Source organism: Sinorhizobium terangae (assembly GCF_029714365.1).
GTDB classification, from domain to species: Bacteria; Pseudomonadota; Alphaproteobacteria; order Rhizobiales; family Rhizobiaceae; genus Sinorhizobium; species Sinorhizobium terangae.
This window is the reverse complement of the sequence record NZ_CP121659.1, coordinates 1457727-1483930: the sequence shown is the minus strand read 5'-3', so window position 1 is coordinate 1483930 and position 26204 is coordinate 1457727. Positions and strand designations below refer to the sequence as shown.

22 protein-coding genes and 3 pseudogenes are annotated in these 26204 nt (G+C 58.0%); 11 read left to right on the top strand and 14 right to left on the bottom strand.

The annotated features are described in order from the left end of the window. Positions 1-12: 12 nt before the first annotated feature. Positions 13-447, top strand: a complete 435-nt coding sequence (locus QA637_RS07050; protein ID WP_283064459.1) for a hypothetical protein — start codon at positions 13-15, stop codon at positions 445-447. Positions 448-916: 469 nt separating this feature from the next. On the opposite strand, the gene QA637_RS07045 is transcribed toward QA637_RS07050, so the two are convergent. The 7 genes from QA637_RS07045 to QA637_RS07010 form a co-directional block, all read right to left on the bottom strand. Further along, a complete protein-coding gene (locus QA637_RS07045; RefSeq protein WP_283064457.1) occupies positions 917-1270 on the bottom strand; it encodes a hypothetical protein in 354 nt (117 codons plus the stop codon). Then, positions 1270-1698 (bottom strand): hypothetical protein, encoded by a 429-nt coding sequence (locus tag QA637_RS07040; RefSeq protein WP_283064455.1) that lies wholly within the window; start codon positions 1696-1698, stop codon positions 1270-1272. Before QA637_RS07040 ends, QA637_RS07045 begins: the two co-directional genes overlap by 1 nt. A gap of 541 nt (positions 1699-2239) precedes the next feature. Then, positions 2240-3829, bottom strand: a complete 1590-nt coding sequence (locus QA637_RS07035; protein ID WP_283064453.1) for a peroxidase family protein — start codon at positions 3827-3829, stop codon at positions 2240-2242. A gap of 426 nt (positions 3830-4255) precedes the next feature. Beyond that, on the bottom strand, positions 4256-5464 hold the full coding sequence (locus QA637_RS07030; RefSeq protein WP_283064451.1) for a phospholipase D family protein: 1209 nt from the start codon (positions 5462-5464) through the stop codon (positions 4256-4258). Positions 5465-6768: 1304 nt separating this feature from the next. Beyond that, entirely contained in the window at positions 6769-8442 is a 1674-nt protein-coding gene (locus QA637_RS07020; RefSeq protein ID WP_283064449.1) for a RecQ family ATP-dependent DNA helicase, read from the bottom strand. 194 nt (positions 8443-8636) lie between these two features. Next, on the bottom strand, positions 8637-8840 hold the full coding sequence (locus tag QA637_RS07015; RefSeq protein WP_283064448.1) for a hypothetical protein: 204 nt from the start codon (positions 8838-8840) through the stop codon (positions 8637-8639). 851 nt (positions 8841-9691) lie between these two features. Next, positions 9692-10240 (bottom strand): hypothetical protein, encoded by a 549-nt coding sequence (locus QA637_RS07010; protein WP_283064447.1) that lies wholly within the window; start codon positions 10238-10240, stop codon positions 9692-9694. 442 nt (positions 10241-10682) lie between these two features. Between QA637_RS07010 and QA637_RS30980 the strand changes: the two are divergent. The 4 genes and pseudogenes from QA637_RS30980 to QA637_RS06995 all read left to right on the top strand — a co-directional run. Then, positions 10683-10787, top strand: a pseudogene (locus QA637_RS30980) (ribose ABC transporter permease); the annotation flags it as partial. 72 nt (positions 10788-10859) lie between these two features. Further along, entirely contained in the window at positions 10860-11882 is a 1023-nt protein-coding gene (locus QA637_RS07005) for an SIR2 family protein (protein ID WP_283064445.1), read from the top strand. A 10-nt stretch (positions 11883-11892) separates the two neighbouring features. Then, complete coding sequence (locus QA637_RS07000; RefSeq protein ID WP_283064443.1) at positions 11893-13635, top strand: ATP-binding protein; 1743 nt, start codon at positions 11893-11895, stop codon at positions 13633-13635. A 161-nt stretch (positions 13636-13796) separates the two neighbouring features. Further along, on the top strand, positions 13797-14150 hold the full coding sequence (locus QA637_RS06995; RefSeq protein WP_283064441.1) for a hypothetical protein: 354 nt from the start codon (positions 13797-13799) through the stop codon (positions 14148-14150). A 644-nt stretch (positions 14151-14794) separates the two neighbouring features. Here QA637_RS06995 and QA637_RS06990 read toward each other — a convergent pair. Next, positions 14795-15184: a hypothetical protein gene (locus QA637_RS06990; protein WP_283064439.1), complete on the bottom strand. Its 390-nt coding sequence runs from the start codon at positions 15182-15184 to the stop codon at positions 14795-14797. 245 nt (positions 15185-15429) lie between these two features. On the opposite strand from QA637_RS06990, the gene QA637_RS06985 reads away from it, so the two are divergent. The 3 genes and pseudogenes from QA637_RS06985 to QA637_RS06975 all read left to right on the top strand — a co-directional run. Continuing rightward, a complete protein-coding gene (locus QA637_RS06985) occupies positions 15430-15774 on the top strand; it encodes a hypothetical protein (protein ID WP_283064438.1) in 345 nt (114 codons plus the stop codon). Between the two features lie 616 nt (positions 15775-16390). After that, positions 16391-16642 (top strand): hypothetical protein, encoded by a 252-nt coding sequence (locus QA637_RS06980; protein ID WP_283064436.1) that lies wholly within the window; start codon positions 16391-16393, stop codon positions 16640-16642. A gap of 192 nt (positions 16643-16834) precedes the next feature. Continuing rightward, positions 16835-17009 (top strand): annotated as a pseudogene (locus QA637_RS06975) (ATP-binding protein); the annotation flags it as partial. On the opposite strand, the pseudogene QA637_RS30975 reads toward QA637_RS06975, so the two are convergent. The 4 genes and pseudogenes from QA637_RS30975 to QA637_RS06960 all read right to left on the bottom strand — a co-directional run. Further along, positions 16991-17154 (bottom strand): annotated as a pseudogene (locus QA637_RS30975) (Mu transposase domain-containing protein); the annotation flags it as partial. The pseudogenes QA637_RS06975 and QA637_RS30975 overlap by 19 nt on opposite strands. Before the next feature lie 187 nt (positions 17155-17341). Beyond that, positions 17342-17983 (bottom strand): hypothetical protein, encoded by a 642-nt coding sequence (locus QA637_RS06970; protein WP_283064434.1) that lies wholly within the window; start codon positions 17981-17983, stop codon positions 17342-17344. Beyond that, on the bottom strand, positions 17983-18864 hold the full coding sequence (locus QA637_RS06965; protein ID WP_283064432.1) for a hypothetical protein: 882 nt from the start codon (positions 18862-18864) through the stop codon (positions 17983-17985). The genes QA637_RS06970 and QA637_RS06965 overlap by 1 nt, the downstream gene beginning before the upstream one ends. Before the next feature lie 26 nt (positions 18865-18890). Further along, positions 18891-19217 carry a hypothetical protein gene (locus tag QA637_RS06960; protein ID WP_283064430.1) on the bottom strand — a complete coding sequence of 109 codons (327 nt, stop codon included), beginning with the start codon at positions 19215-19217 and terminating at the stop codon, positions 18891-18893. Between the two features lie 313 nt (positions 19218-19530). On the opposite strand from QA637_RS06960, the gene QA637_RS06955 reads away from it, so the two are divergent. Continuing rightward, entirely contained in the window at positions 19531-19818 is a 288-nt protein-coding gene (locus tag QA637_RS06955) for a hypothetical protein (RefSeq protein ID WP_283064429.1), read from the top strand. Here the strand turns inward: QA637_RS06955 and QA637_RS06950 are convergent. Then, on the bottom strand, positions 19815-21413 hold the full coding sequence (locus tag QA637_RS06950) for an anti-phage dCTP deaminase (protein ID WP_283064428.1): 1599 nt from the start codon (positions 21411-21413) through the stop codon (positions 19815-19817). The two genes, QA637_RS06955 and QA637_RS06950, sit on opposite strands and share 4 nt — an antisense overlap. Positions 21414-22560: 1147 nt before the next feature. On the opposite strand from QA637_RS06950, the gene QA637_RS06945 reads away from it, so the two are divergent. Next, the gene (locus tag QA637_RS06945; RefSeq protein WP_283064427.1) at positions 22561-23124 is read left to right on the top strand and encodes a hypothetical protein; all 564 of its coding nucleotides are present in this window, start codon (positions 22561-22563) and stop codon (positions 23122-23124) included. 590 nt (positions 23125-23714) lie between these two features. On the opposite strand, the gene QA637_RS06940 is transcribed toward QA637_RS06945, so the two are convergent. After that, the gene (locus QA637_RS06940) at positions 23715-24902 is read right to left on the bottom strand and encodes a glycine C-acetyltransferase (protein ID WP_283064425.1); all 1188 of its coding nucleotides are present in this window, start codon (positions 24900-24902) and stop codon (positions 23715-23717) included. Positions 24903-25241: 339 nt separating this feature from the next. Here QA637_RS06940 and QA637_RS06935 point away from each other — a divergent pair, with 339 nt between their 5' ends. Further along, entirely contained in the window at positions 25242-26168 is a 927-nt protein-coding gene (locus QA637_RS06935) for a LysR substrate-binding domain-containing protein (protein ID WP_283064423.1), read from the top strand. Positions 26169-26204 lie beyond the last annotated feature (36 nt).

Here is a 26204-nt window from a genome sequence, read left to right as displayed (position 1 = left end):
GAGTACCCCGACATGGCATCTAGCATGCGCATCGTGAGACTAAGCACGCGCGAATTTCCTGATCTAGAGAGCGTGCGAGCGTTCTTCCAGTCGGAGCTGCCCTCCCGGACCCCCCAAGGAAGGTTCTTCGTAACAGCCGACCGGATCGCTCGGACAAGAGGGCTCGCTCCCAGCGACTACCTGGTGTTTACATTCAAAGGCAGGATCGTCTTTACGGCGCGTTCCGGCAGCAGACTGCTACCAAATGCCTTTGAGCACCGAGAAACGCACCCATACTACTTCGTGCTGGAACTGGATACGCTGCGCGAGACCGATGTCGACGTCGAGGAACTCGAACACAGATACAATGGAACGGGCAGGGGACCTATCAATGTCGCCACGCAAGGATGGAACAGGCTGCCCGCTTCAGTGCAGGTGGATGATCTGTGGGCGTGGGTTAGAGGGTGACCGTATCTGGCCATGGGAAAACAAATGGCTAGGATCGGCCTCGCTATTTTGCTGAAGCAGGTTTCCCGTACAGACGACGCGCCCGCATATTGTGACAATTTCAACAGCGAAGCCCTTCTTGGCAGATCCTGCAGGCGTTCTGCGTCATGCGCCGGCCGGAGGCGGAAGGACCGCCCGGAATGCGTCCGCCGCTCGCACGGAGCTGGTGGAAACGCCGGCGACGGCGCTTCAAGTGGCGTGCCGCCTGTGAGTTCTTCGTGACGACCGGGACGATCTTCGCCTTCAGGAAAATGAGCTCGACTGCTGGCCCCGTCCCAGCGTTGGCGTCGCAGCATCTTCGCGACAGATTGTTCAACGCTACCGCCCACGCTCAATAGATCCATCAGGTGGAAACCGGCGTTCAGACAGAGGAACCGCCACGTCGGCGAATCCGAACTTCTCTAAAAGCGGGAAATGTTCCAATTCACCTCTAAACGCTTCGCACGCCGAGCAACTCCTGAACATATCGCCTCTCGCTGCTCTTGCTGAGCTGCGAGAGGCCCTTCCCAACTAGCGCAGCCTCGTCATCGGGCAGGTCGTTGATGTACCTCTGGATGCGCGCCCTAGCGCGTTCAATCTCCGAATCTTTCAGACTACGGCGCCTGGCCTGTTCGATAAGAGATGCCAGCATCGTATCGTGCTGCTCCGCAATATGGCGCCGCGCCGCACGCTTCGCGCGCAAGCCTCTCACAGCGTCCCATATCCCGCCAATTGTCGACACACCAACGACGAGTGCCGTTACGACGCGCAAAACCTCCAGAAGGACCGTCGCGTACAGAGACATCAACCTTTCTCCAACCAATCGGGAAATCTTCGGTTCAGGACGACATGCCAGTTGAAACGCTCGATCGAGTGTATCATCAGCGTCGCCGTCAAGGCAACAAACGCGGAGTTTGCTGTCATCCAGCCCGTATATGTGTTCTCAATAGTCGTTTTCATAGGCTCACCCGCGGCAGCATCGATTCCGAACTCCCAGCAAATGCTGTACAGAAACAGAAGAACATACGCAGCTCGACAGAAGTTTCCTTCCGACGTCACAAAAAAGGCGACCGATAGAACCGCAGTCGTGAGAAGCATGTTCTCCTCCTTGATGTGATAGGCGTTCTTCTTTGCTTCGATACCAAGCGGAAGGAGTGGGAACACGACGATGGTGGCTATTGAAAACAGCCACGTGGATACCTTGGCCCACAATAGTTTAAGCTTGACAAGCACTGCGTAACGTCTTTCTTCACTAGCTGCCGGATCAATGATACCAACAGCTCCTTAACAAAAGCGTCGCTCGCGCGCGACGTTTCAATAATCGGGCAAGCAGCTTGCCCACCGAGATTCTTGCGCTCGTCCCATCTGTACGCATCACACGGAAGCATTCGACAGCGGGGCGGATCTTTTCAGCGGCGTCGGAATCACGCTCCAAAAGCTTGGCGAACACCCTCGAATCCTTCTCGTCGACCGTTTCGTCGAGTTCGTATTTATAAAGATGGACCTCACGAATTCTGCAGCGCCGCCTTTCGTTCGAGGGGAAAGGTCTTCGATGCTCTCACTTCGAACCACGACCTCTTCCCTCAACTTAATCTTGTATTTACGACTTATGCGCTATGCGCCTTGATCCGGGCAAGGGGGATCATGTCTCTGGCGGACTTCAGCGCAATTAGATCCCAAGGGAGTTGCCCGTGACCCGCGCGAAGCAGAGTGGGTTCGCCAAAAAACTCTCCGTGGCCAATCACGAGTGCAGGCGTGGCCGGCCGCTTCTAAGCTAAGCCGCCCTTTGAAGCCCAGGTGCCCGTCTCCATGATAACCGCGTCATGCCGACGTGCCGGTCTCCCGGATCGGCACCGTTGCGAACGAGCACGTCGCGCAGGCTTCCCGTTGCTTCAATTGCTGCCAGCCCTTCCTTGGTGAAGGCGCTCAACCGAGTGACGCGGTCGCCCCAAATCGGTTCGCTAAGCAGAGGGTTGGTCAGGGCTTGCGAGAACGCATCAATGGCAACCATACGCAAGATAAGCGGTGGAAGCGGTGAATTGGATACGCGATCTTCGGCGAAAATCCCTGTGTAGAACTCGAGAGAGCCCACTCCAAGTGGATAAGCCGCCTTTAGTCGCGCAATTGTGTCGCGGCTGCTGGAAACGTCGGTCCAGTCTTTTGCTGGCTTGATGCCGAAGGCAGTCCGATAGATGGAATAGCGCGCCAGCTTGTTGTCGCGTGCCTGTTGAATTGCTTTCTCCTCGACGCTTTGCAAAAACTCTGCGGTATTGCCCATCCCAAGTTCGGCCGCCGGCTGTGCACTCATCCGGACGAATGCCTCCGCCAGTCCGATCTCGGTCAGGAGATCGTTGGCGAACTGAAGCGCAGCGGTCGGCCGCAGGTCCTCTCCCCACTGGATCTTGTCAGGTACGAGGGAATGCCACCGGTAGAGCAGGCTGAATTCCGCAGTGATCCAGTTCGGCTTGTTCCACCGAGCGCGCCACGCGACGGCCGGGTCCGCCAGAAAACGCACACGACTTGGCGAAATGTGGTTGATATATTCCTCTACAACGATCTTGATGAACACGACGATCACTACATTTCGCGCAACCTCGAAGACTCGCGTGTCGTCCCAGTCGGGGTTTGCGCGTTCGATCTGGCCTGCCAGCCGATTGTGCTCCCTTAGGAACAATGTGTTAATCATGGAGACCGCGACGGTAGCGTTCGCGCGGTCTCCGCCCACTGCGAACAGCGCGCGCCGGGCTTCCTCCGGCACTTTGTCTATTCCCAACGGAACGTCGAGGTCGTTGAATTCAGGACATGGCGTGCCTGCGGCATCGTGGAGATAAGGAGGATATTCCTCCCCGCCTATCAGTTGGCATTTCAGCCTTCCGCGTTGCCCGAATGCCTCCGACCGCAGCCGCAGCGCGAGCGTTTGCTTTTCATTCCTGCCATAGAGCGGGCAGAGGTCAATCTCGTGGTTCGTAGTCGTTCGCTTTCGATCAGTAAGATCGTCGTCGTTCAAGACCATCGTCCGGATGAAGCCGTCGGTCAGATACTGCGCAAATGCCGGAAACAGCGCCGTCGACTTAGGACACTGCCGTTGTTCAGCACCCGACCTGCTAAAGAGCGATTTCGCAATATCGAGGGGCGGATCGTCGGAACCGGTCTGCGCGGGCAGATGGCGCGCGCTGTAGGTTCTATCCGTCAGACCAGACCAGCATATATAGTCTGCCTTGGTACTCCATGGATGCGGTCGACTTCTCGTCGTACGAACGATCCTGTCGATCATGATCCTGTTCACGAGCGATCCGAATGCCGGCCACTTTGACGCGAGCCACGCAATAAGCGGTTCGAGTACGACGATCAGCCCGTCGATCATGGTTGTCCCCCATCAAATCCCCTGCCATGATCTACCACGAGCACGCGACCACACGAAATAGAGTGGACCCAACTTTTCCGGGTATAAATACAAAATATCAACGACAGAGCGCGGCCGCGGACGCCGTTTCAAGCGACGCGAACGCCCGCAGCCAAGCGGAGCTCTGTCGCACATCTGATGAGCCAACGCAGGACGAGGGAAGTTAATGCCTTTCGGCTCTTGCCGGTTGACGATCCGTTACGCTACTCCATGCAGCGACACCTTGGTCTTCGCGAGCGAGTGAGTCCGTTGGCGCATGAACGCTGCAGCCCGGCTACACGGCTCTAACGCGCAATTTTGCACACCGAAGCGCCAGAACTGACAGGCGGTGCGGTCGCGGCGTTCGGGGAAGACGCGCGGACCAACGGACCAAAAGACGGGACCGTCTCAGTTCTCGTAGAAGACAGCGTCGAGCATAGCGGCCCGGCTGTCCCAGATTTCTGCGCCCTTGTCCGCCGGCCGCGGAGCGTTGTACCAGTCGCATGCCCGGATGACTTCAACAACGCGTTCCCAGTAGTTTTCGAGAGTGAGGGAGGTCTTCGCGAAACCCATGGACCGCGAGGCCCGCACGATATTTGGCTTACTGACGCAGAGAAAGGTATCCGGACGTTTCATAGCCAAGAGCCTACTGGCAGTCGGGACACCGCCCACGCGGGTCGAACTGGCAAACGCCTTTTCGAAATGCCGGCAGAATTCCTGGTAGTGAGTTGTGGTGACCTCGCCGTGCCGGGGAATGCTGTCGATCGCCTTCGCAAGAGCCAGCGTATTTTTCCCGACAGCCTTTGCGAATTCGCCAGCGCCCCTCATCGAGCCAAACCAGCCCCAATCCTGATTGAGTTGTTCGTCCGTCTTCTGAAACTCGCCCAGAACACCGGCGATCGCCTTGCGCCGCTCATCCGAAAGATCGGAGAACGACCCGACAGATGAAAACCACTGCTGAACTGTCCGCAGAAGTTCGAGGCTGCGTTGGACATCATGATGGGCGGACTTGCGAATTGAGCGCAGATAGTCGTTCCAGTTCAACGACGTTATGGGCGAGGTTAGCCCGTTTGCCCGCTTCACGTCCATATCCGCAAGCGGATCGCGAGGGGGCTTCGGTAGACTGCTGGCGCGCTTGCAGCTCGCACGGTATTTCAATGCGATGTCAGGCGTAACCGGGCGACCAAATTTTTCGCTCCTCCGCACGAAGTTGAAGATGTCTTGAAAGACTTTATCGTCGTCGGAACCGGTGATGGCGACAGCGGCCTCCAGGTTGCTCGACAGGCCGCCGTTAGTGAAGTTGGAGCTGCCCACGACCGCCGCCGCCTTTTCTCCAGAGCGGAAAGCATAGAGCTTCGGATGGTAGGTGCCGCCCATAAACTCGGAGGCTATGTATGCATTGGGAACCTTCACCAGCCGATCGACGAGATCCGGATGCGTTTGATTAAATGCAATTCCGAATGTCACGGATCGGAACTTCTCGACGTTCTCAAATAGCGCGTCGGCATGTGGCGTCTTTGTTCCCCAGGCTACAGCCCAATAGAATTCGTCGTACTCGTCCATAAACTGCTCTACGGCTTTGCTAGCCATAGTCGCCGTCAAGAATTTAATCTCCATATGGTGTCCCCTCCGTTCGAACAGACTCACGGCCGCGCTCCCTTCTCCAGACGTCAGCTCGCCTTGGCAGATTAGACGAGATTTCGTATCGCACGGGTATTGTGAGGGTGGCAGAGATCATCTTAACCGAGTGTGCGGATATATTTCAGCGGCGCGAGGAAGCTGAAGGTGCGCGTTCTAGTAGAACCATAAATCGTATAAATCATCCTAATTGCCGATGTTTCTTGCCCGCGTTCGTTGCCCGAGGTGCGGCTCAACGGCGGTGACTTTCGTATTCGTACCGCCATCGACGGATGACAGGACTCGGGGGGCAGCATAAGACCTGCACCGTAGCGGTCACGGCCTCACAGCGAAAACTAGAAAAGCGTTTGAGGTTTATGAAGTCGATCACCTACTAAAGGAGGGCCAGATGGCGACGACGGTAATATTGTAAAATTTAAACCGCGGAAACCAAAGCAGGAGTCAAGGTCGGTCAGTCTGAAGCAGCGGAAGGCACTGACCTGGCTCGTGGTGACAGCGGGACTAATCCTGCTTTGGGCGTATTACCAGTTCATCGCACCGCCGAGCCTCCCGTGAGAAGGGGGTAGTGTGGCGCAATCTTCTGATCCCTGTCTTCATGTGGCGACTTCCGCCTCGTCGCCGTTCAGGCTGCACGTGCTAATTCACGAGTGTCCGTCGCCCTCCCGTTGGCAGACGCCCAAGCCTATTCCCCCAGATTGCGCCGGTCACTTTCCGCTCGGGGAAGGCCGGTGTCTGGACCGGTGTCTCGGGTCGGCTTTTTGTTTCCGAAGCTTCCGATGGCGAGATCGTCATGCTCGACACGACCTGTGTCGGCGTTCACCAACGCACGGCCACGGGAGAAGGGGGTGGAGACGATGGCGGAACGAAATTGTCGAGGCAACAGCTCGCCTTGATATTAAGTCAATTGACCTAGCATCAAGGCATCAGAGTGACGCCCCCGACGTCGCGATTAGGTGTCGCCGGCTGCCGAATAGCGGAGATTATTTCACAAAGCCGAGGTGCGTCCCGGATTACGCGCGAAATGGTCCTGCTGAAATCGACTTCCGAATATAGAATGGCAACTCGGAGGCCCTGAAGACGCAGTTGAATAATTCCGCCAGGAATTCCCCTACAGTTGAAAATTGACCGACGTACAGTCAAAGGCGCGGTACCAACAGCGGAGCTTGTCATGCACCGGCTCATACCACGGATTTCCGGCAACGTCAGCGGGTCCTCCTATCAACATCTCGTCGTTCCGACCCGCGGCGATCCTGAGCGCCATTATCGCGGGGGAGCGACGATGGTCACCGCTTCACTCTCCCAGCGAAGACCGACGTCACATGATGCGGTAGAGATTCCTGACGGGGATCGAGACCCGCGCACCGGTCGCAGCAATATCTGAAGCGCTGCGGCTTGCTCTCATTGCTGAAGATCCAGTTCAAAATCGCGCGTCCAAGTCCTTGGCGAACAGACACTTTCTGCCCTTCGAAATACTGGACGAGTCCTTTTCGGAAGCAGTCCTTTGAGCCGAGCAGGGCCGCGAGATCGTCGATCTGAGAAAACCGCTGCAGCAGCATCCCCCGCTTAGTGATCTCATCCAGGCCCGAGCTGCTCGCGGTCTTTTCGGCCATAAACCGAAGAAGCCCGACGTCTCGGCCGGCGCCGCGGCCGGGCTCGGTGAACGTAACCGCGGCGGACTGCCTGCCATCGCGACCGGCTCTGCCGAACTCCTGTAGATAGTCCTCGACCGACGTGGGCTGCTGCCAGTGGATCACCAGACGGACGTCCGGAACATCCAGCCCCATGCCGAAGGCGTTCGTGCAGATGATGTGGTTGACGAGCGGACGGCTCTCTCCTTGAAACCGCTTCAGGAGTTCCTGGCGCTCCCACTCGGTTCCAAGTTTCGAATGATAGAAGGGGATCTCAAGACCATCGCTGCGAAGGTCGCGCTGCAATTCCTGGCCGATCCGTGCCGTCGGTACGAAGATCATCGCCCTGCGGCTCGCAAATATCGGGAGCCGTAGCAGCTTGGCGATTTCATGGTGACGGGCTCCCGGCGGCGCGCTCCATCTGATCAGCGCTATGTTGGGACGATCGACGCCGCGGACGAACACCGTCGCGTCCTCGATGCCGAGGGAGGAGAGGATTCGCTTCTGCATGGCCTGCCCGGCAGTGGCAGTGAAGGCAAGGATTGGTGGCGAACCGAGGCCGGCGCGGACCTCACTCAGGCGTCCGTATTCAGGCCGGAAGTCTCGGCCCCATTGATCGACGCAGTGGGCTTCGTCTACGACGAGGTATTCGGGCCTGCTGCGCGCGAGTGCGTCGCGTTCTTCCTGTCGCCGCACGAAAAAGCGCTCTGGAGCGACGTACAGGAACTTGACTGCGTTGCTCCCAATCAAGGAGTAGCGGATCGCCTTTTCCTTGGGACCGAGTGCGCTGTTGATGAAGGTGGCCGGTATCTTCTTTCGCAAAAGCCCGGAGACCTGGTCGCTCATAAGGGTCTTCAGCGGGCTGATGATGATCGTGACACCGTGGCGAAGCAGGGCAGGGAGCTGGAAGCACAGCGACTTCCCGGATCCGGTTGGGCTGACGACCAGGACCGATTTCCCGGAGAGCGCCGCAAGGACGATCGGAAGCTGTCCTCCTCGAAAATGCGAGGCCCCGAACAGTCGAAGAACGGGGCCGAAATTCATGTTGGTCTCGAGCGCCTGCGCCTCGCTATCCAGCCATCGGGCGAGACGCATCGCCCAGCGTTCGATCACCCGGCGTGCCAAACCTCCGGCGAGGTTAGGGTGATGCGCAGCGTGGCAGCCGTCGCAGAGTGCGACGAGGTTCGAGAGCTCGTCGGAGCCGCCCATGGATTTCGGAAGAAGATGATGGACGTCGGCGTCGTGCGACCTCAGACTGGTGCAGCACGAAACGCACTTGAAGCCGTCTCGCTCAAGAACCCGTCGGCGCGTTTCTTCCCAACTACTCACGAAGCCGAACTCTTCATGCGATTATGTTTGCTGACGAACATACCGGAAACTCGCTGACAAAAGGTAACTGCCAGACGCTAGCAGAACGACACACTTGTGCTGCCGGCAACGGCGACGCCGCGTCTTCTAAGAGTTCGGCAGCGAGACGTTCAGCGCCGGAGAAAGCGTTCATGAAGACGAGCTTCGAAGAGCAGCTATCTACGCTTTTTGCGCCAGGGATTCCAATCTATGCCCATAGCTTTGGCAATCACGCGCCAGTCCCGTCCGCCCATTCCGGGTATCCGTAGCATCTCTGCTGAGGAAAGATGCCGCATGTCTCCGACCACCTCGTATCCGAGCTGGTTCAGCTCGGCGAGGAGCGATGGCTTGAGTTTCAAGTCTGCGAGTTTGGTGTCCATGTCGACATCAAACGCGACCAAGACAAATCGCGCAATTGCATGATCATACAATTTTCCTGCGTAGGCGTGGTGTCGGGGATGAGTGATGCAGCGAAGCGCGGTCTACGAATTTGGTCGCTGGAAGGCAAATGGCGGATCGTTGAAGAAGCGCGGCGTCCCGGCGATTCGGTTGCGGAGGGCTGCAGCCGTACAAGAAGGCGACTGATGCGAATGGCGCTCGCGCCTCTTCCTGGCGCTCTCACGGAGTCTCGCGCTGCTCCGGTGCCTCGGACCGATTTCCCTTCGCCAAGCCGCCAGCGTCACTTCCTTCAACACGTCGGGGCCGTTGTGCGCGCGGCGGAAGCTGACCGACTTGAAGGCGATCGCCCCCCCGCGCGGCGGCGGCAGGCTGACGGTCGCGGCCGGACGTGGTCCACCGGTGCGTTGAGGATGTCCGCGAGCCACGGAAACTTGGGCCTGCTGGAAGTCCTCGGCAGACCGATTAACGGCGCCCCTAGACGTTCCGTAGCCATAGCGGCGCCAAGGGCGACCGCCGCGCGATGTCCCCAGAAGCATCGAGAGGCACCTTGATCTGAGATGACGAACGGTGGGCTACCACACCGCATCTCGTTGCGCCGGTGAATTCCTCCATTCAAGCTTTTCAAAAAGGAGTGATCCATGTCCACCGTACGACCCGACTCCGATCTACTCGCGGCCTGCCTCCGCTGTCTCTCCCGTGGGGAGAGGGCTGGCGACGCCGAATTTATCCAGTTCTGGCTCGACAGGGCCGACGTGCTTTTGCAGACTGGAGGGTCGGCGGGGCAGCGGAAGCAGGTGGAGTCGTTTCGGATGCGGTACCACGAAGCGAACGCCTAGAAGAGCGAAGGCGACAAAGGTTGAACGGGAAAATCCGGATCGTCCTCGTCTCTCCAGTCAAGTGTCTCAGGATCAGGATCATCAGCGTCGTCCGGAATGTCCGCGATTTCAAATCCGTCTGTCTTCAGCCGGATAGCAAAATCCCTTGCTTGGCCCGCGGCATACTGATCGGCGATTCTGTCCGCAACGCGTTTTATGACGTCGTCTTTATCTGCTTTCTCGCGAAGAGCCTTCTTGCCACTGTACACTCGCAAGGCCGCCAGCACGTTGTCTAGCGCACCGGTGCGTCCTTGACCGATAAACGTTCCGTCCGACGCATACACCTCGAATTCGATCCCTTGATGCTGGTTGACAACATCCACAAGGATGCCGTCGATGGAAATTCTTACAAACCGATCCATCGGATCTGGTCTCACGACTACGTTCACTGCAATACTCCTAAATGCTGGTTCCTTTGGGCAAACACGTTCTTCTGCTGACACGGAGCCGATCAGCCTAATCGCCTTGAGGGAGGCCTTCTCGTCGGCCGCCGGCACGATCTCCATCAGCTTCTAAAATTCGGCGGCAATCTGCAGGACTCGCTCCGTCACCTGTTCCTGAAGCTTTGGACGGCGCTGGCGTCGGAAAGCGCCTGCGTTTTGATGTCCATGTCCGCCATGAGCCGTTTCCTTTCAGGTGTCTCATAGCGGACGGACCTTTCGTCGGCGGTAACCTGAAATGTAAAATACAGGGCAACTCAAGGATTCGCCGTCTCGTCCCTTCGGACGAGACGGCGACAGCCCGACGTCCGGCGGCCATGACCGCCCTAATAGGTGCGACCGTCTTCACAGCCAGCACGAGTGCGGAATCCACCGACGAGTCCTGAAGGCGGCATCCGGTCGTTCTCGTGGTCGGCTAAGCGGACTGTAAATGTTGCGAGGCAGGCCGGGCGACAATTTCCGGACGCGATCACCGCAAGAGCCCGCTTCGTCGGCGAGATCCATCTAGGGCAAGCCCGCCGGGGCGATGATCATTGCATTCCCTTCCGAGGGACTTGTCCTGACGGGCGTCAGCGACATCTGGCAGTTGATCATCAGAGGATTTGCCATCATCAGAGATTTAGATAGACAACTTCTAGTTAAACAGCGTACCTGTGCGGCTCTTCCTCACGCACGCGGAACACCGATGGACATAGAGACTATCGCGAAGGCGGCTCAACGCTGCTTTGCCAGCATCCCGACCGTCGTCTTGGGCAGCGGCGCGTCGATGCCGCACGGGCTGCCCGGCATGAGGGCCCTGAGCCGATACCTGAATGAGTCGGTGCATCCGGAGGGCCCGGACGAGGAGGAGAAGTGGTCGCTGGTCTCGCAGGCGCTGGGCCGCGGAGCGCACCTGGAAGCGGCGTTGGACGGTTTGAATCTTCCTGCCAGCCTCCTTCACAGGATCGTCGGCTCGACCTGGAACTGCGTCAACGAGAAGGACTCAGCCCTCTATCGCAGGCTCTATGCGGATCCTTTCGCATATCCGTTGGGCGAGCTGCTGGAAGCCCTGTTTCATAGCAGCGTCAACTCGGTCGACGTCGTTACGACGAACTACGACCGGGTGGTCGAATACGCCTGCAACTCCGCGGGCCTGTTGTTTCAGACGGGATTCGCGCCCGGCTATCTCCAGAAATGGGACGCGGGGGAAAAGATCACCTTTCGAAGCGGCCACAAGGAGGCGCGTGTCGTAAAGATCTGGAAGGTGCACGGCTCGCTGGACTGGTTCCAGACGGCCGACGAGCGCGTCATTGGACTCCCGGTATTCACCCTTCCGGACAGCGGGGTCACTCCACTGATCGTGACGCCGGGGCTCAACAAGTACGAGAAGACTTCGGAAGATCCGTTCCGTACGACGATCAACGGCGCCGACACCGCTCTCAAGCGCGCCGCGGCTTTCCTCTGCATTGGGTTCGGCTTCCGCGACAAGCACATCCACCCGAAGATCATCGAGCGATGCCGGGAAAAGAACGTTCCGATCGTGGTGCTGGCGCAGGAGCTGACAGAGGAGGCGAAAAGCTTCCTGCGGTCGAAGGCCGGCAGCAACTATCTCGGCATCGAACAGGCCAACGAGGGCAGCCGAGTCTTTACAGCGGAATTCCCGGATGGAGTGGCTGTGGACGCGCCCGTCCTCTGGTCGATGAATGGATTCAACAAGCTGATATTCTAGGGGGACTACATTGGGGATCTTCAAGTTCGACGACGCCGAGGCACTCGGGTCCGTCGTTTCGGTCGACACGACCGCCGTCATCGTCCGTGTCGAGGATCTTGACCGGCTCAAGCGCCTGCAGGTGAACCGCCTCGTCGTGCTGCAGAGCAGCCGGGCGGGGCAACATCTCATCGGAATCGTGGTGAAGATCACGCGAAAGCCCGACCAGCGAGCGGCCGACACCGAGATCGAACCGGGCGTGGAAAGCGAACCGGACGAAAACAACCTGGTGAGGATAACCCTTATCGGGACGCTGATCGACAAGGTCGGCCTGGCGCCGAACGTGTTTCGACGCACCCTGGAGACCGTTCCGGAGATCGAGGCGAACTGCTTCTCGCTCGAAGGGGACCGTCTCACGAGATTCATGCAGGTCGTGTCGAACGTCGAAATGGACGGGCCGAAGCTGTCGCTGGGGACGTTCGCGCTGGACGACGAGGCCGTCGCATACCTGAACGGCAACAAGCTGTTCCAAAGGCACGCGGTCGTCGTTGGCAGCACCGGCTCCGGGAAGTCCTGGACGACGGCGCGGCTGCTGGATCAGATCGCCGCGCTGCCGCAGGCCAATGCAGTGCTCTTCGACATCCATGGCGAGTACGCGCCACTCGAAGGCGAGGCATTCCAGCACTTCCGGATCGCCGGACCGGGCGACATCGAAAAGGGGCGGGCGCTCGACGACGGCGTGCTGCACCTTCCGTACTGGCTGCTCGGATACGAGGCCCTCGTCTCGATGTTCGTCGATCGCAGCGACCAGAACGCGCCGAACCAGTCCATGGTGATCACGCGCACGATCACCGAGGCGAAGAAGGCGACGCTCAACAACCCCGAGCACAAGGAGCTTCTCGACAACTTCACGATCGACAGTCCGGTTCCGTTCAACCTGGACTCGGTGCTCAAGACGCTGGAGGAGCTTAACGGCGAGATGGTCACCGGAAGCTCCGGCCGGGAGAAGCAGGGTGACTTCCATGGCAAGCTCAGCCGCCTGATCGCCCGCCTCGAGGCCAAGCGCAGCGACCGTCGGCTGGCGTTCTTGTTTCAGCCTCCGAATGAATGCATGCAGATGGACTGGCTGGCGACGATGGTGCACCGTCTGGTGGCCGGCCGGGGTGCACAGCAAGCCAAAGGCGGCGTCAAGATCATCGACTTCTCCGAAGTGCCTTCCGACGTGCTGCCGCTGATGGTCAGCCTGCTGGCGCAGATCATCTTCACGACGAGCCTGTGGACGGAATCCAAGATGCGCCACCCGATCGCCATCCTGTGCGACGAAGCGCATCTCTACATCCCCGAACGGACGCAGGCGGACAGCGGAGACGCGGTTGCGGTGGAGATTTTCGAACGCATCGCCAAGGAGGGGCGAAAGTACGGGATCGGGCTGATGGTCATCAGTCAGAGGCCCTCGGAGGTCAACCGGACGGTGCTCAGCCAATGCAACAACGTGATCGCCATGCGTCTTACGAACGGAGACGATCAGAGCGTGATCAAGCGATTGCTCCCCGACTCGCTCGGAAGCTTTGGCGAACTGCTGCCGGTCCTCGACGTGGGTGAGGCGCTCGTGGTCGGCGATGCCAGCCTTTTGCCGACCCGCATCCGGATTTCGGAGCCGTCCAAGAAGCCCGACAGCCACACGGTGGCGTTTTGGGATCGATGGTGCGAGACCGAGCCGAAATCCGACACGGCCAACGCCGTCAGGGCCTGGCGCCGCCAGAGCATGTCATAGCGGCGCCGAAGGATCGAAGTAAGAGATCACGCCAGCGTCGCGAAGACGCCGGCGTTCAGCGCGCTCGAGGCGAGCGAAATTGTTGGGAATCGAACCCAAGGGACGAAGAAGAGCGATCTTCACCGTTCCGCTGCAGTTTATGGAGGCTCCAAGCTTCGAGGATGAAGTGTGAACAGCACACGGCGCGAGCAATAGCGGCGGCGATCAAGGCCGGGAAAGCGCGTGGCCTCAACGAAAAGGTCTCGGTCGAAGAGATTGCGCAACTAGGGTTACGATCGAACGATTGCCATTCGAACGCAGAGAAGTTCGCCAAAGTGCGTGGCGGTCAGGTCGTTCGCGGATGGCTTGCGGGACCAAACTATTACATCCCTCATTCGATCGTCGATTTGAATGGGGCGCTGCACGAGGTCACGCCCGTCGACGGTGGCCTGTACAACACTTGCGAGTTCGTGGCGGAAAGCGACGTGCCGGATGCGGTCTGGAGCAGGGTGCCGGCCGTGGTCTGGAGCTGCTAAAAGCAGCCGCCCGGCCACTGTACCGACCGGGCACTTTGCCGACAGAGCAGAACTATGCACTTGTAGGTGGATGGCCTCTACACGCTGCACGTGCGAGAAATCAAAACCGAGAGGCAAGCGAGTTCTCACGCCTGAGCGCGGAGGTGAGCTTCAAAATGCACGTCACTCCGACAACCTTTGAGAAGATGTCGGGCAGCGAGCGATCAAGCCCCGCTTTTAATTTGAAGCAGGGCCAGCAATAGTCATCGCAAGAAGCGCCTTGAGCACGGGGCGAGTCGCCTCTTCGCTGTCGAAATTCAAAGTCCCGGAAGACGCCATGGCGTGAACGGGAATTGCGATGAGAGGACCCCTCACGTAACCGCTGTTTCATTGCTCATTCTTGTGGTCGTTCGTGTCCTCCATCAGGCAAGCCAGCCTCTATGTACCCAGCGTCACATCTGCCTGGGGAAACTTGCATCGGTGAGTCCTTGGACACGTTCCAGGGAGTGCGGCGACGGCCGCTTCACGTGGACCTTGCCGACGCTCGCGACCCCGGACAGGTCGAATCGTCCCGTAGGTCCGTGATATCCGCGAGGGCTAAATCCCAAAAATAGTCACGCAACTTAAAAGCAAAGTTCCACGCGATCTCTCGATGGATTTCGTCTCTACGGCCGGTAGGCGAAGGTTGGGCGCGGCGCGGTACCGTCGTCTCTGAGAAATGCAACGATTTCTGATTCCCAATCGACATCGTCAAGGGAAGCGACAATGGTGGGAACGCCTAGGAAAAGCCTCAAAGGGCTCGAAATCGGAAGCATCGCCACGAAATCCTCGAATCCCAACTCCTGATCGCGAACCAAATCGTCGTCCTCGGTTCCCGCATCCATGATCAAGGCAACTGGAGCCTGCTTTGCCAAAGCTATTGATTTGGCAAGCGGTATCGCAGAATTTCTCTTCCCAGCCGGAACTATTACCACTTTGTCAACGAGATCATCAGGAACAATGGCCCGGATGTGCTTGGCATCGCTCTCGCCCTCGACGACTATGTAATGGATCATGGAAGCAGATCTCCTCTGAAGTCGAAGTCTGACACGCCATCCCGCAAGAGACGCGCGTATTTTATCTTCAGGGCATCGGTAATTCGGTGGGTTCTCAGGACTGCCTCTATCTCGTCTCCGCTCCAGAGTAATAGCGCCGCCGTCTTCGTTCCACATGCCATGCCCGCACTCTGGCCATGCCGGGTTCCTCTTGACTAGGGTGTCCCAAGCGGTGATGTTTCATCACGGGACGAGGACCGGCCATAATGACTTACGAGTGGCAGGACGCACTATTGGGCGAGGGGGACCTCGCAAGGCGCGCGGCGGCACTCGTGCCGCGGCTGCTGGCGCATCCAGCAGTTACCCTCGACCAGGTCTCGCGACTTCGAGGTCACATCGACGACTGCATCGGCAGGCTCGGGACCTTGCTTGCCGAAATGGAGAATGCCGGTGCCGATCAGGTCTTACTCGAGGCGGCGCACACGGCACGTGAAGCATGGCAGAGCCTTGCTCATAAAGCCGCTGAGAGGTCGCGATTGTTCGAGACTGGCGTCGTCGACGTCCGCCCCACGCTGTCGGACAACAAAGACAAGGGCGCGGCCACGCATTAGCCGAACCGCCTAATGCGGGTGATCTGCTGTCACCACGAGAACTTTTCGGCCTAATGCAGGTCCTAGGACTTTCCGCAATCAGGTAGCAAAAGGCACCAACGCCGAACCGATGATCAACGATGGCAGCCACTATCTGCATAGCAGTTGCCATAGCGCGGGGACTTCCACGCTGCTCGCTGAGAAACCTTCAAGACGGCCGGGCGATCCCGACGAATGCGCATGCCGCAACATCAGATCCAGAAACGGCAGGGGCGATCGGCCTGCGTCTCCGACACCGGCAACGGAATAACCCACAAAATGGACTGATCGAACCAGAAACTGGATCGATGATGCGTTCATGGCAATTCCGGGACTTTCAGCCATCAACCTACCTCAGCAAGGCGGCCTTCAGGAAGGACGACGGCGTTATAATGAAGCTGTTTACCAAAGCTTTGGGGATAGAGTGGAACCCTTGGCGGAAGAAGCACAAATAGGCTGCTTTGGCTTCGATGCCTGGTTGCGCCAAGGACGAATGTGTCGTGCATGCGGCGTTCCAATGGGATTAGGGCACGAACCAGATGATGCGAAACGTGCTCTCCATTGTTACCTAGCTCTAAAATTAAGAGGAGGAAACCTCATGTCAGACAAGCTTGATCCCATAGCCACTGCGGGCATGTCGCGGAGCAATCTCATCGATATTCGTGACCGGCTCAGCGAGGCGGAGGATTTCTGTCGGGCCATTTTCATGGCAGCAGCCGGCCTGCATGACAGAGATAGCACTGCAGTGTTCCAGAGTCTGGCAGACATCGCAAAGTTCAAAATTCGCGGAGCTATCACCGAGCTCTCCGAATTTAGGGAGGACGTTCAAACGACAAGCGCGCAAGCCTGACCGGTTCCGGAGCCAGCCATGTTCGTTAATCCCTTCTAACGTCGCTGGTTCCCGGAGTCTTCTCGTGTCCGGTGCCGGAACGTGCGTGACGCTCATCATCCGGGTTCAACGCGGGATGGAGGCATCCTTTCGTTGCTAGTCATTCATGGGTCGAGCGATACGACGCCTTGAGAAACACCGCGGAGGTACGCCATGCCTCATAAGCCAGCCAGCGGTGCAATCGTCATCATGCTGAGGAGCGCCTCAAGATGCACGAATGGCCCAGGCCGTCGGCGAACTGACCAAACAGGGATCGCCTGCCTTCGAAGCCGCCATTCCGATCCTGTCGCAACTCCTCAAGGTCGATGCGGCGCGGTCGATGATGCGGCGATGCTCGCAGATGATCTGATGATCTGGCCTGCCGCAGCGATTACAACGCGATCCGGATAGACCCGGAGACTGACCCGACGATTGGCGACGGAGGCTGGCACGCTGTAGCGATTGCGCTCCAGATGGACGAGGCAGGTCGGGGATCCGAACGGCGAGGCGAGGTTTACTACGATGTCGGTGGACGTGCTGTCCGGGCGGCCGCGTCTCATCGACATTGGAGAGGGAGAGGTGTGCTTGATCTCTTTTTCCGACCCTCTGGTCATCCTCGCGGACCCGCCGCCGACTTTGGCGGAGGTCGTGGGCCGGGCCGCGTCGTAATGACGAGGGTCATCAGATTGTGAACGCGCTGTCAGGCTCGAAGTCGCGCCCGGTCAGCACGGCATCAATGGATTCCGGCATATGCCGGAAGTAGCGCCTCGGTCTGGCTAGCAAATCGGAGAGAGCCGCATGGAACGACGTCGCCTGTCGGCCATCTACCAGTGGCTGCCCCTGATCGTTGGCAAGTGCCACGCCCGTGTAACGCGACGTGATTGCAGTACGGGCAGCATCGGCGATGAAGAATGGCGCCACCTCGATTTGGCCCGGCCGGTCAAGTTCCATCAGGCGCTGAAGAATGGCGTCGAGAAAGACTGGACTAGGGATCGCTGTAAGCACGACGGCCAGATCGTATTGACCTTCTCCGTCAGAGTATTCCTGCGACACGAGGGCGATGTCATCCCCAAGCACGTCGGCTGCCGCGTCGAAATCGACCCAGTAACACCTTGTGTGGACCTCGATCTTCTGCCGCCGCAGTGAGCCGACAATCGGAAGGCAGCACTCGTCGAAGTCGCTTCCGCAACCGATGATCAGTATCTTCTTGCCGACAAATCTCCGAGCCGCGATTGATCTGGCCAGCCCAATCGCCACTCGTTTCAGCGTGGTCTTAGCCGCGTCCGCGTCAGCCGACCCGCGCTGACCGAGAACCAAGTCCATCAGACGCTGGTGCAGATTCTCCAGAAATCCTTCGCGCTCGTCGGATACCTCGTAGCGAACGCTTGCCGTAGATCTTCCCATTCGAAAGGGTACTCCTTGCCTGCGAATCTCTTTTGGCCATCAACCCACTGCACGATAAGCGTAGAACCGTCGGCCGCGACGCGCAATCCGTCGTCCAGGGCGTTTACGTGGTCGAGGAGCGCCGTGATCTCGGGATCTGTGATCCGGAGCGACCTGACGACTCCTCGCGAGCGTTCGTGAGCTGCGAGCATAATGGCCGAAAGGGTCGCGTGGCGATGGAGTTCAAAGAACCAAACGCTTTCGACGTACCGAATGATTGCGGAGATGCCCGCCGCATCCACGTAGATATTTGAGAGACGATGGAGATAGGAAAACAACCGCGGGAGGTTCTCGTGGTCGTCCCTATGCCGCACCCTGGCGTTCGATATCCCGTAGTCGTGACGGGTCTTGAGCAGCTTGTCGGCTTGATCCTTTCCAGCCGTTACAAGGACGGCGGAAATCTTCACATGGTGATGGTGCGATAGCAGCCTCATATACGTGAAGTCTTTGGCCAAGCCGCGATACGACCACCGCAGGTCGTTGACATGCTTCACCTGAATGTATCGTTCGATCCGCGGACGCTCAATAACGACGTCGTCGACGAAGATTCTGGCACCCTGTCGAACGTGGACCTCATCAGGGTTGCCACGACGCACACCCTCCGGGCGACAGGCGAGAGCGCGAACTAGAATTTCGAATGCGACGACGCTCAACTCGTAGCGTCTGCCGACCTCGCTGTTCTCCGCGCCATCGTATTTCACGTGAAGGTGCGTGAGCGCGTCCGGGCCTAGCACTCGGAAGATAAGCTGCATGTCGATCATTGAGGATGTTCCCGTCGACCGTATGTTTAAGCCGGTGACAGCTCTTTCGATGGAAGGCTGGGGACGATCGTGGGTGCCTCGACATGGAGACGAAGACCAAGATCTTCTGAAGAGGCCGCCTCTCGCAGCACGATCGAGTAGTCGAAGTCCTTCCCCGTGAGCGCGGACCTCGCCGCAAGCCGGATCACTTGTCCGATGACGGGAGGGACGGCGTTACCAACCCGACGGGCGCTCGAATCCTTGCCGCCCTCGACCTCGTCGGCCATCTTGAACAAGCGATAGGAGATCTGCTGCTGGGGGCTCCGAACCGCCTTCTTCGCCTTGCTGAGGGCCGCATTTCTCAAATCCGTCATGTGCAACGTCTCACATGTGAAATCGCACGGGTCATATCGGGACATTCCTTGCGGGACCGGCAAGTCGTTCGCTAAAATTGTCTGCAACTTCAAATATTCGTCTATCAGGCCAAATCCGGCCGGGCAGGGCATATTGCGCGTGGTTTCGGCGGTGCCTACAACCGTGACGTCGAGAAAGGATCCATGTTCAGTACAACCTCGTGATGGCCGGGAACATTGGATTCGTCGACAGGGACATCGTCGAATTGTTCGCGTCGAAAGCCTTGGACGTTGCCGTCGTTCTTGAATGGTCTAGTGGTGCTCCGTCGAGAGCGTGGCAGGCTGGCACAGGGCAGCAGCAAAGATTCCCGGATGCTGGTTCCCGACGGAAGTTCTGGATACGGAAAGCTTTGCATTCGAGCTTCTGCACAAGGCGAACGCCGAGGATCAGAAATTCCCGAGGAAGATCGGCGCCGATGCTTGGTTCGACAACTGGCCAGCGCCAAAGTACGAGATCACGGAGGAGTCCTTCCGGGTGCACGGCGAGGGCGTCATGACGATCCTCGATCTGGACCCCAACATGCTGGCGCCGATTCTCCACAGCCACGTCGATAGTAGCTAAACTATCCCCGAACCCTGTGACGCGTTGGAGTCCACTTTCTCGTCGACCTCCTGGGCGAGCGGCTTGGGCTTAAGCGTGAACTGTTCGTCAAGTGAAAGGATGTCGACTACGATCGTGATCGCGGGTTCCTCGTTGGCGATGTATGAAGGACTCTTGTCTTCGATCCTCGGGGTGGGCTTCCCTTGTGCCCAGGGCACGGCCTTTCCGTCGGAGTCCTTGCGTTTCCTCTTCTCGAAAATGTCGCGGTAACGCCTGGGCGATATTCCGATAAATGGTTCGAACAAAACCTTCCTATCCCTTTCCGTCGGCGAGAATGTAACGGAGTCAGCGTGCATGTCCTTCGCGTGGCTTTTAGGATACGGCTCGAGAAACACCACCCGTCTGATTCCGGACGACACGATGTGCTTCGCGCACATGTGGCACGGGAACGTCGTAGTGAACATGATCGAGTCCGACAGGGCCTTGCCTTTCCGCGCGGCGTCGGTAATCGCCGACATTTCCGCATGGATGATCCTTCCGAACTCGATGATGTCCATCACACGTGAATCCGAGATCGTTCGCTCAGACATCAACTTGTTCACTTGCTCACCGGTCTCGCCTTCGCCGAGGAGCTTGTCCGAGAGATAGCCCAACGCGCCCATGCGCTCCACGAGGTCGTGGAGAAGGCGAAGCTTCCGGCTGTGGTTCCCGTCTTCACCTTCCTCAAAGTCGCGGTGAGGGTCGGCCGGATCGTCGCACCAGTAAGTCCCTCCAAAGGCTTTCGGAACCTCGTTACAGCCGAGCGTGATGACCTCACCTCTATCGGAGAAAATCGCCGCACCGATCTGTCGCGAAAGATCGAGCGATCTCAGCGAGGCGCCCGCCGCCGCGTACATCCCGTATTCCGCCTTGGTCGGCGAGATGCTGTTGTGCCCAAAAAAGGCCTTCACAAATCGTTCCACAACTTCCTTGGCATCGCGGCTGTCTTCACCGGGAACGAAGACGTCTCCGAGGTGGAAGACATCGGATACCCGTTGTCCATATGCCTCGTCGACTTCGTTATGGTCGAGCGCGATGAGGTCGATCGCCTCCTTTTCGGCGGCGTCGTCCTCCACGATGCCGGTTCCGTGCCCTTTGATCTTCTTGATGAGTTGTCTGCGACGCTCATCCTTGTCGGAAAATACCGACACCTGAATGAACTTGCGGCCGTAGACTTCGCGGAGAAGTGTGATCTCCTCTTCGCGCTTGAGCTGCCGGATGATGAACGCTGTTCCAAGGGCTGGCTGGTCTGGCCCTACTCCGTTTATCTTTGCGCGAACACGCCGAATCTCGCTTATCGCCAGACAGGCAAGGGCAGCATGATTGTTGACTCCACGACGGACCAAGTCCGCCTGGTTAATCAGAGATCGATATCTTTTCCCGTAACTGGATTCGTCCACGACGACCTGCGGCAGAACGTCCTGCATCACGCGGGTGATGTGAATCACCTCGCTCTCGTACTGGACTTTGCGCAATGCTTCCTGCAAGAAGCCGATAATTGCTCCCAGGTCGATCCCGATCGGCCCAACAAGTCCTATTACGATCTCCGGATTATCGACGATGGCGGTGACTGCCATTAGGACTCCTTAACGGGAACTTTAGGACTGGGCGCAATTATCATATCGTGGCCCTACTATTCGATGTATATTCGAGTCGGGGTGATCGTGGAGGTGTGGACATGAATGCGAACGTAGCTGGACGGGAAACATCCACAAGCAAAGAGCGTGGAGACGAGTTGCGTAACATCATGTTGAAAGCCGTCGAAAACGTTCTACGGCGACCGGAGACCCTTCGGGGACCCTATGTAATTCGCGACGCCGACCTAAAGGGCCCCAAGACGGCCGCACGTTAACTGCAAATCCGTACTCAAGTCTCTTCAAGCTCTCGTCGACCTCACGGCGCGGGTTCGACTTCAATCTGAGTTGCGACGGCTTGCTATGGCGGCTGCCCCAATGCGACGAGTTCAGGTCAGCCAACGAAAGCCGGGCCACCGGAAGATTGAAAGTGGCCGCTATGTTCTCGGACCTGGTAGGACGCGGAGATTGGAGCACCACCTCCGGCGTATTCTCGAGTTCCTCGAATCCTTCAAGCAGAAAGCGCTGACCGGTCGTCACCGCCTTCCAGGCTTCGCCGAGTCCTATCCCAATTCATGACGAAGATCCTACCCTCGTCATCGAAAAGGACGCCGGTGAGAAAGGTCATCGGGACGGGCGTCAGCCACCGTAGACGAGCGTCTCGTCCTGAGGATCGCCTTTGCAAGCTGCTAAACGGTCCGTCGGGTACGTCTCTCTCGCCCCGCCTCTCACACGCCGCGACAGCTTCGTCATTGCCGGGGTCAAGCCATCGACGACGCCTCCCGGAGCAACTCGGCGGTTTCTTGTTCGCCCCGCGTATGGGCGAGGGCTGGCCTACGTTGGCGGACGCGGAAGGAATGCCAGTTCTTCGGCGTGGCGTCCGAAGACATCTTATAGCGCTCAACAGGCACTTGTCGGTTGTAGGCTTCGGCATTGTTCCATAGAAAGTCGCGCAGTTCTCAAGCATTGAACTCACTGTCTGAGAGCTGCCGACACCGGCACTCACCGCATTGTCTCGGCACGGCCCCCATCGAAAAGCCTTCGAAAAACCGCGGACGAGCGCGCTCTGGGCTCGTCCTTGGACCACGTTAACGTGCAGTTGTGAGTTTTGCGGTAACTGCGCGTACTGTACTGATCCAAGGAAGTCATCGTGAACTATCACTTTACAACCGACCGATACAACGCCATGCGTGCTGCGGCGCGTGCTGCGGCTCAAGCCAGGCTGCAAGAACTGATCGACGCAGGACGATTGGACGACTCCGGAAAATCATACATCGGGTGCGACATACACGTCACTCCGGTCGACAAGTCGGCTTTAAGTGCTTGGCGGACAAACTGGGAAGGCCACGCGGATCGTATCTACGACTGGGACTGGATCAGGGAAATGGCCGGGTGGAGGACGACTTATCGACGGACAGACGCGGCTATCTGGAGCAATGGTCAGCTCTGTGGATTGTTAGTCGGATGCGCGTCAAAGGGCAGAGAATTTTTGAGGATCGACCTACTTGAAGGATCTCCCGATGTAAGCCATGCGTTGAAGGCGAGAGTCGCTTATTGTGCAGCGGAAATCGGAATGGCGTTTGGATGGATTTTCGCCTGCCAAAACTTGATCTTCTATCGCCCAGTCACGGCGGCAATACCAATATACGAGGATCTTGGCTTTCGACTTGCAACCACCAAGTCCAATATGCCTTACTGCATGAAGGAAATATGAGAAGACGATGAAAAAGTCACGGTTCACCACTCAGTTTATGACCACCCAGGCAAGCCGCCCCAACCGATCGCGTGGTAGCAGTTCACGTGCAGACATCGACCTTCCGTCAGATGAGGAGATTGCGCGCAGAGTGGACGCTTATCTTTCAAGTGCCCCGCTACTCGACCAAAGTCTCACAGGTCGACTGTGGGATCTGTCCGAAGACTTCCCCTCGGAGGCCAGCGGTGCGCCGCGGTTTGCACCGCCAGCAGAAGCACGGACGAAATATTCGTTGGGCTGACGCCCACGGTTTGACGTGGCTACACTCGGTAGCCCTGTATTCGAGGAAGAGGAGATCTCGCAGCTCGCCGCCGATGCGCAGCATCAGATTGTGATTGTACTCGATTCGCGGCATTATGGCTTCCCTCGACTTCTTCGCGTAGATCGTGAGCCGAGTAATCTGATAGACGCAACAGATTCCCCCTGCGTTGCATTAGCAGCCCATGAAACAGTGGTTTATCAGAAGTTGAAATTCTCATCTATCGCAGGGACAGGCTCGATTTGCCACTTTTTCCCGGTTTCAGGCCCCGGCTTCCCGGTTCACAGCTCGGCTAAATGATTCCGAGTTCTCGTCCTGCTTCAGCAAAAGCCACAATCGCCCGTTCGATGTCGGCCCGCGAATGTGCGGCGGTCATCTGCGTTCGGATTCGGGCTTGCCCCCGTGGCACTACTGGGAACGAAAATCCGACAACGTAGATGCCCTTAGTTAGCATGAGCATCGCCAAATCCTGCGCCAGCTTTGCATCCCCGAGAATTATCGGAATGATCGGATGTCCGGCTCCAGCGAGGGAGAATCCGAGCTGCGTCATCTCGCGACGGAAGAATTCGGCATGGCCGCGTAGCCTGGTTCGCAGTTCGTCTCCGTTCTCGATCAGGTCGAGTACTCTCAACGAAGCCGCCGCAACCACCGGCGCCAGCGTATTGGAGAACAGGTAAGGCCGAGAACGCTGCCGGAGCCAATCGATTACTTCTGCTCTGGCCGAGGTGTAGCCGCCTGATGCACCACCGAGCGCCTTGCCCAGGGTGCCCGTGACGATGTCAATTCGGCCTTCGACACCGCAGTATTCCGGCGAACCGCGGCCGTGCTTGCCGAGAAGGCCAACCGCATGGCTGTCGTCGACCATTACCATCGCACCGTACTTCTCCGCGAGATCACAGATGCCACCGAGATTGGCGACGATGCCGTCCATGGAGAAGACGCCATCGGTGGCGATCAGCTTGAAGCGGCTTTCCTCAGCTTTCTTCAGCTCTTCCTCCAGAGCGCTCATGTCGTTGTTCGCGTAACGGAAGCGCTTGGCCTTCGACAGCCGCACGCCGTCGATAATCGAGGCATGATTGAGTGAGTCCGAGATGATCGCGTCTTCATCGCCCAGCAGTGTCTCGAACAGCCCGCAATTGGCGTCGAAGCAAGACGAATAGAGAATCGTGTCCTCCAGCCCCAGAAAGGAGGAGATACGCGCCTCAAGTTGCTTGTGCTCCTCCTGCGTGCCGCAGATAAATCGGACGGAGGCCATACCATAACCGTAGCGTTCCAGTGCTCTCTTCGCCGCCTCGACCAGCTCCGGATTATCGGCCAGGCCTAGATAGTTGTTGCCGCAGAAATTCAGTACCCGCTCACCGCTCGCAATGGCTATTTCGCCGGCTTGCGGCGACGTGATGATATGCTCCGACCTGTAAAGGCCGGACTCCTGGAGGGAGGCCAGTTCCTTCCTAAGATATGGCAGAAAGATTGCTGTCATCTTCTTCCCCTTTGCAAAGAGCTCGACCATAAGCGCGAGCGACTGTGCTGCACATGTTTGTTCGAACCGTTCGGCGCAGCACGTGTCCCGTCTCCACCCAACATCAGACGAGCTGGACGCTCTGGTGGGGAAGGGGACCAGTCGATTACCTCACCCATCCCGAGCGTCGACATTACCCCCCTTGCAAAAAGCGGTCGAATTACTATTCCTGTTCCGTGATATTAGCGTGCCTAATAAGGTGGACGCTAGTGTGAGATCAGACGCTGTTTCGTTCCGCCGTGCCGGCCTATCGCAGATGATCAATCAATACTCCAGTCGCTCCGTTGAGGGGGATACGACATGTTGAACAAGCTGGATGCCAGCCTCGTCGCTGATCTTTGGATATTTAAAGTGGCCGCGGAAACAGCGAATTTTAGTCGCGCGGGCGAGGCACTTTCGATCACGCAAAGCGCCGTCACGCAACGCATCCAGCGATTGGAGGCGCGCCTCAGCCTAAAGCTGTTCGAGCGGGAGCGAGGCGGTATACGGGCGACACATGCGGGGACACTACTGCTTCGTGCGTGCAGTTCCGGCTTCGAAAATATTGAGAAATGTCTCGTTGAATTGGCAAGGTCCATGTCAATGCCGAGCCTCAACATCAACTCTACCCCATCCCTTACTCTGGGCTGGCTTACGACTCGGTTGGCTGAGTTTACGAATGAGCACCCTGATATCGACGTGCGAATGTTTGTAGAGATGCGCCAACTGGATACGGCCCGCATGATCTCCGAGAACTTCGATGTTGTGATCCGATATGGACCTTCACCGTTATCGGGCACAAATGTCGTCTTCGAGTGCGTCGAGCCTCTTTTTCCTGTTATCTCACCCGGCCTCAAACGCAAAATCGAACGCAAGGAGTTGCATGAACTGGTTCTTTTGCATGACGCGAGGCCCTGGCCGAACTCGATGGCACCGGCAGAAGAATGGTCCTTGTGGCAGCAAAGACATGGCAGCCCTTGGCGAATCCCCACGCGCGACCGCTTCTTCAACCTCGCGCACCTTGCCTACCAATCGGCCATAAATGGCGAAGGCATCGCCTTGGGCCGGGCATTGCTCGTGAAATCTTACATTGAAGCGGGCCAACTCGTTCCACTGGCCGAAAACCAGAACGTCGAGACGATGAAGTACTTCATCTCGACCCAGTCGGACGTCCCGCCCCCCCACATCAGGGAGTTCATCGACTGGCTTCAGGACAGAATGACCGCTGATCAAGGTCGAACATATTAGAAGGGCTAATGACCGGTGGTATGTAAGATAATTGGA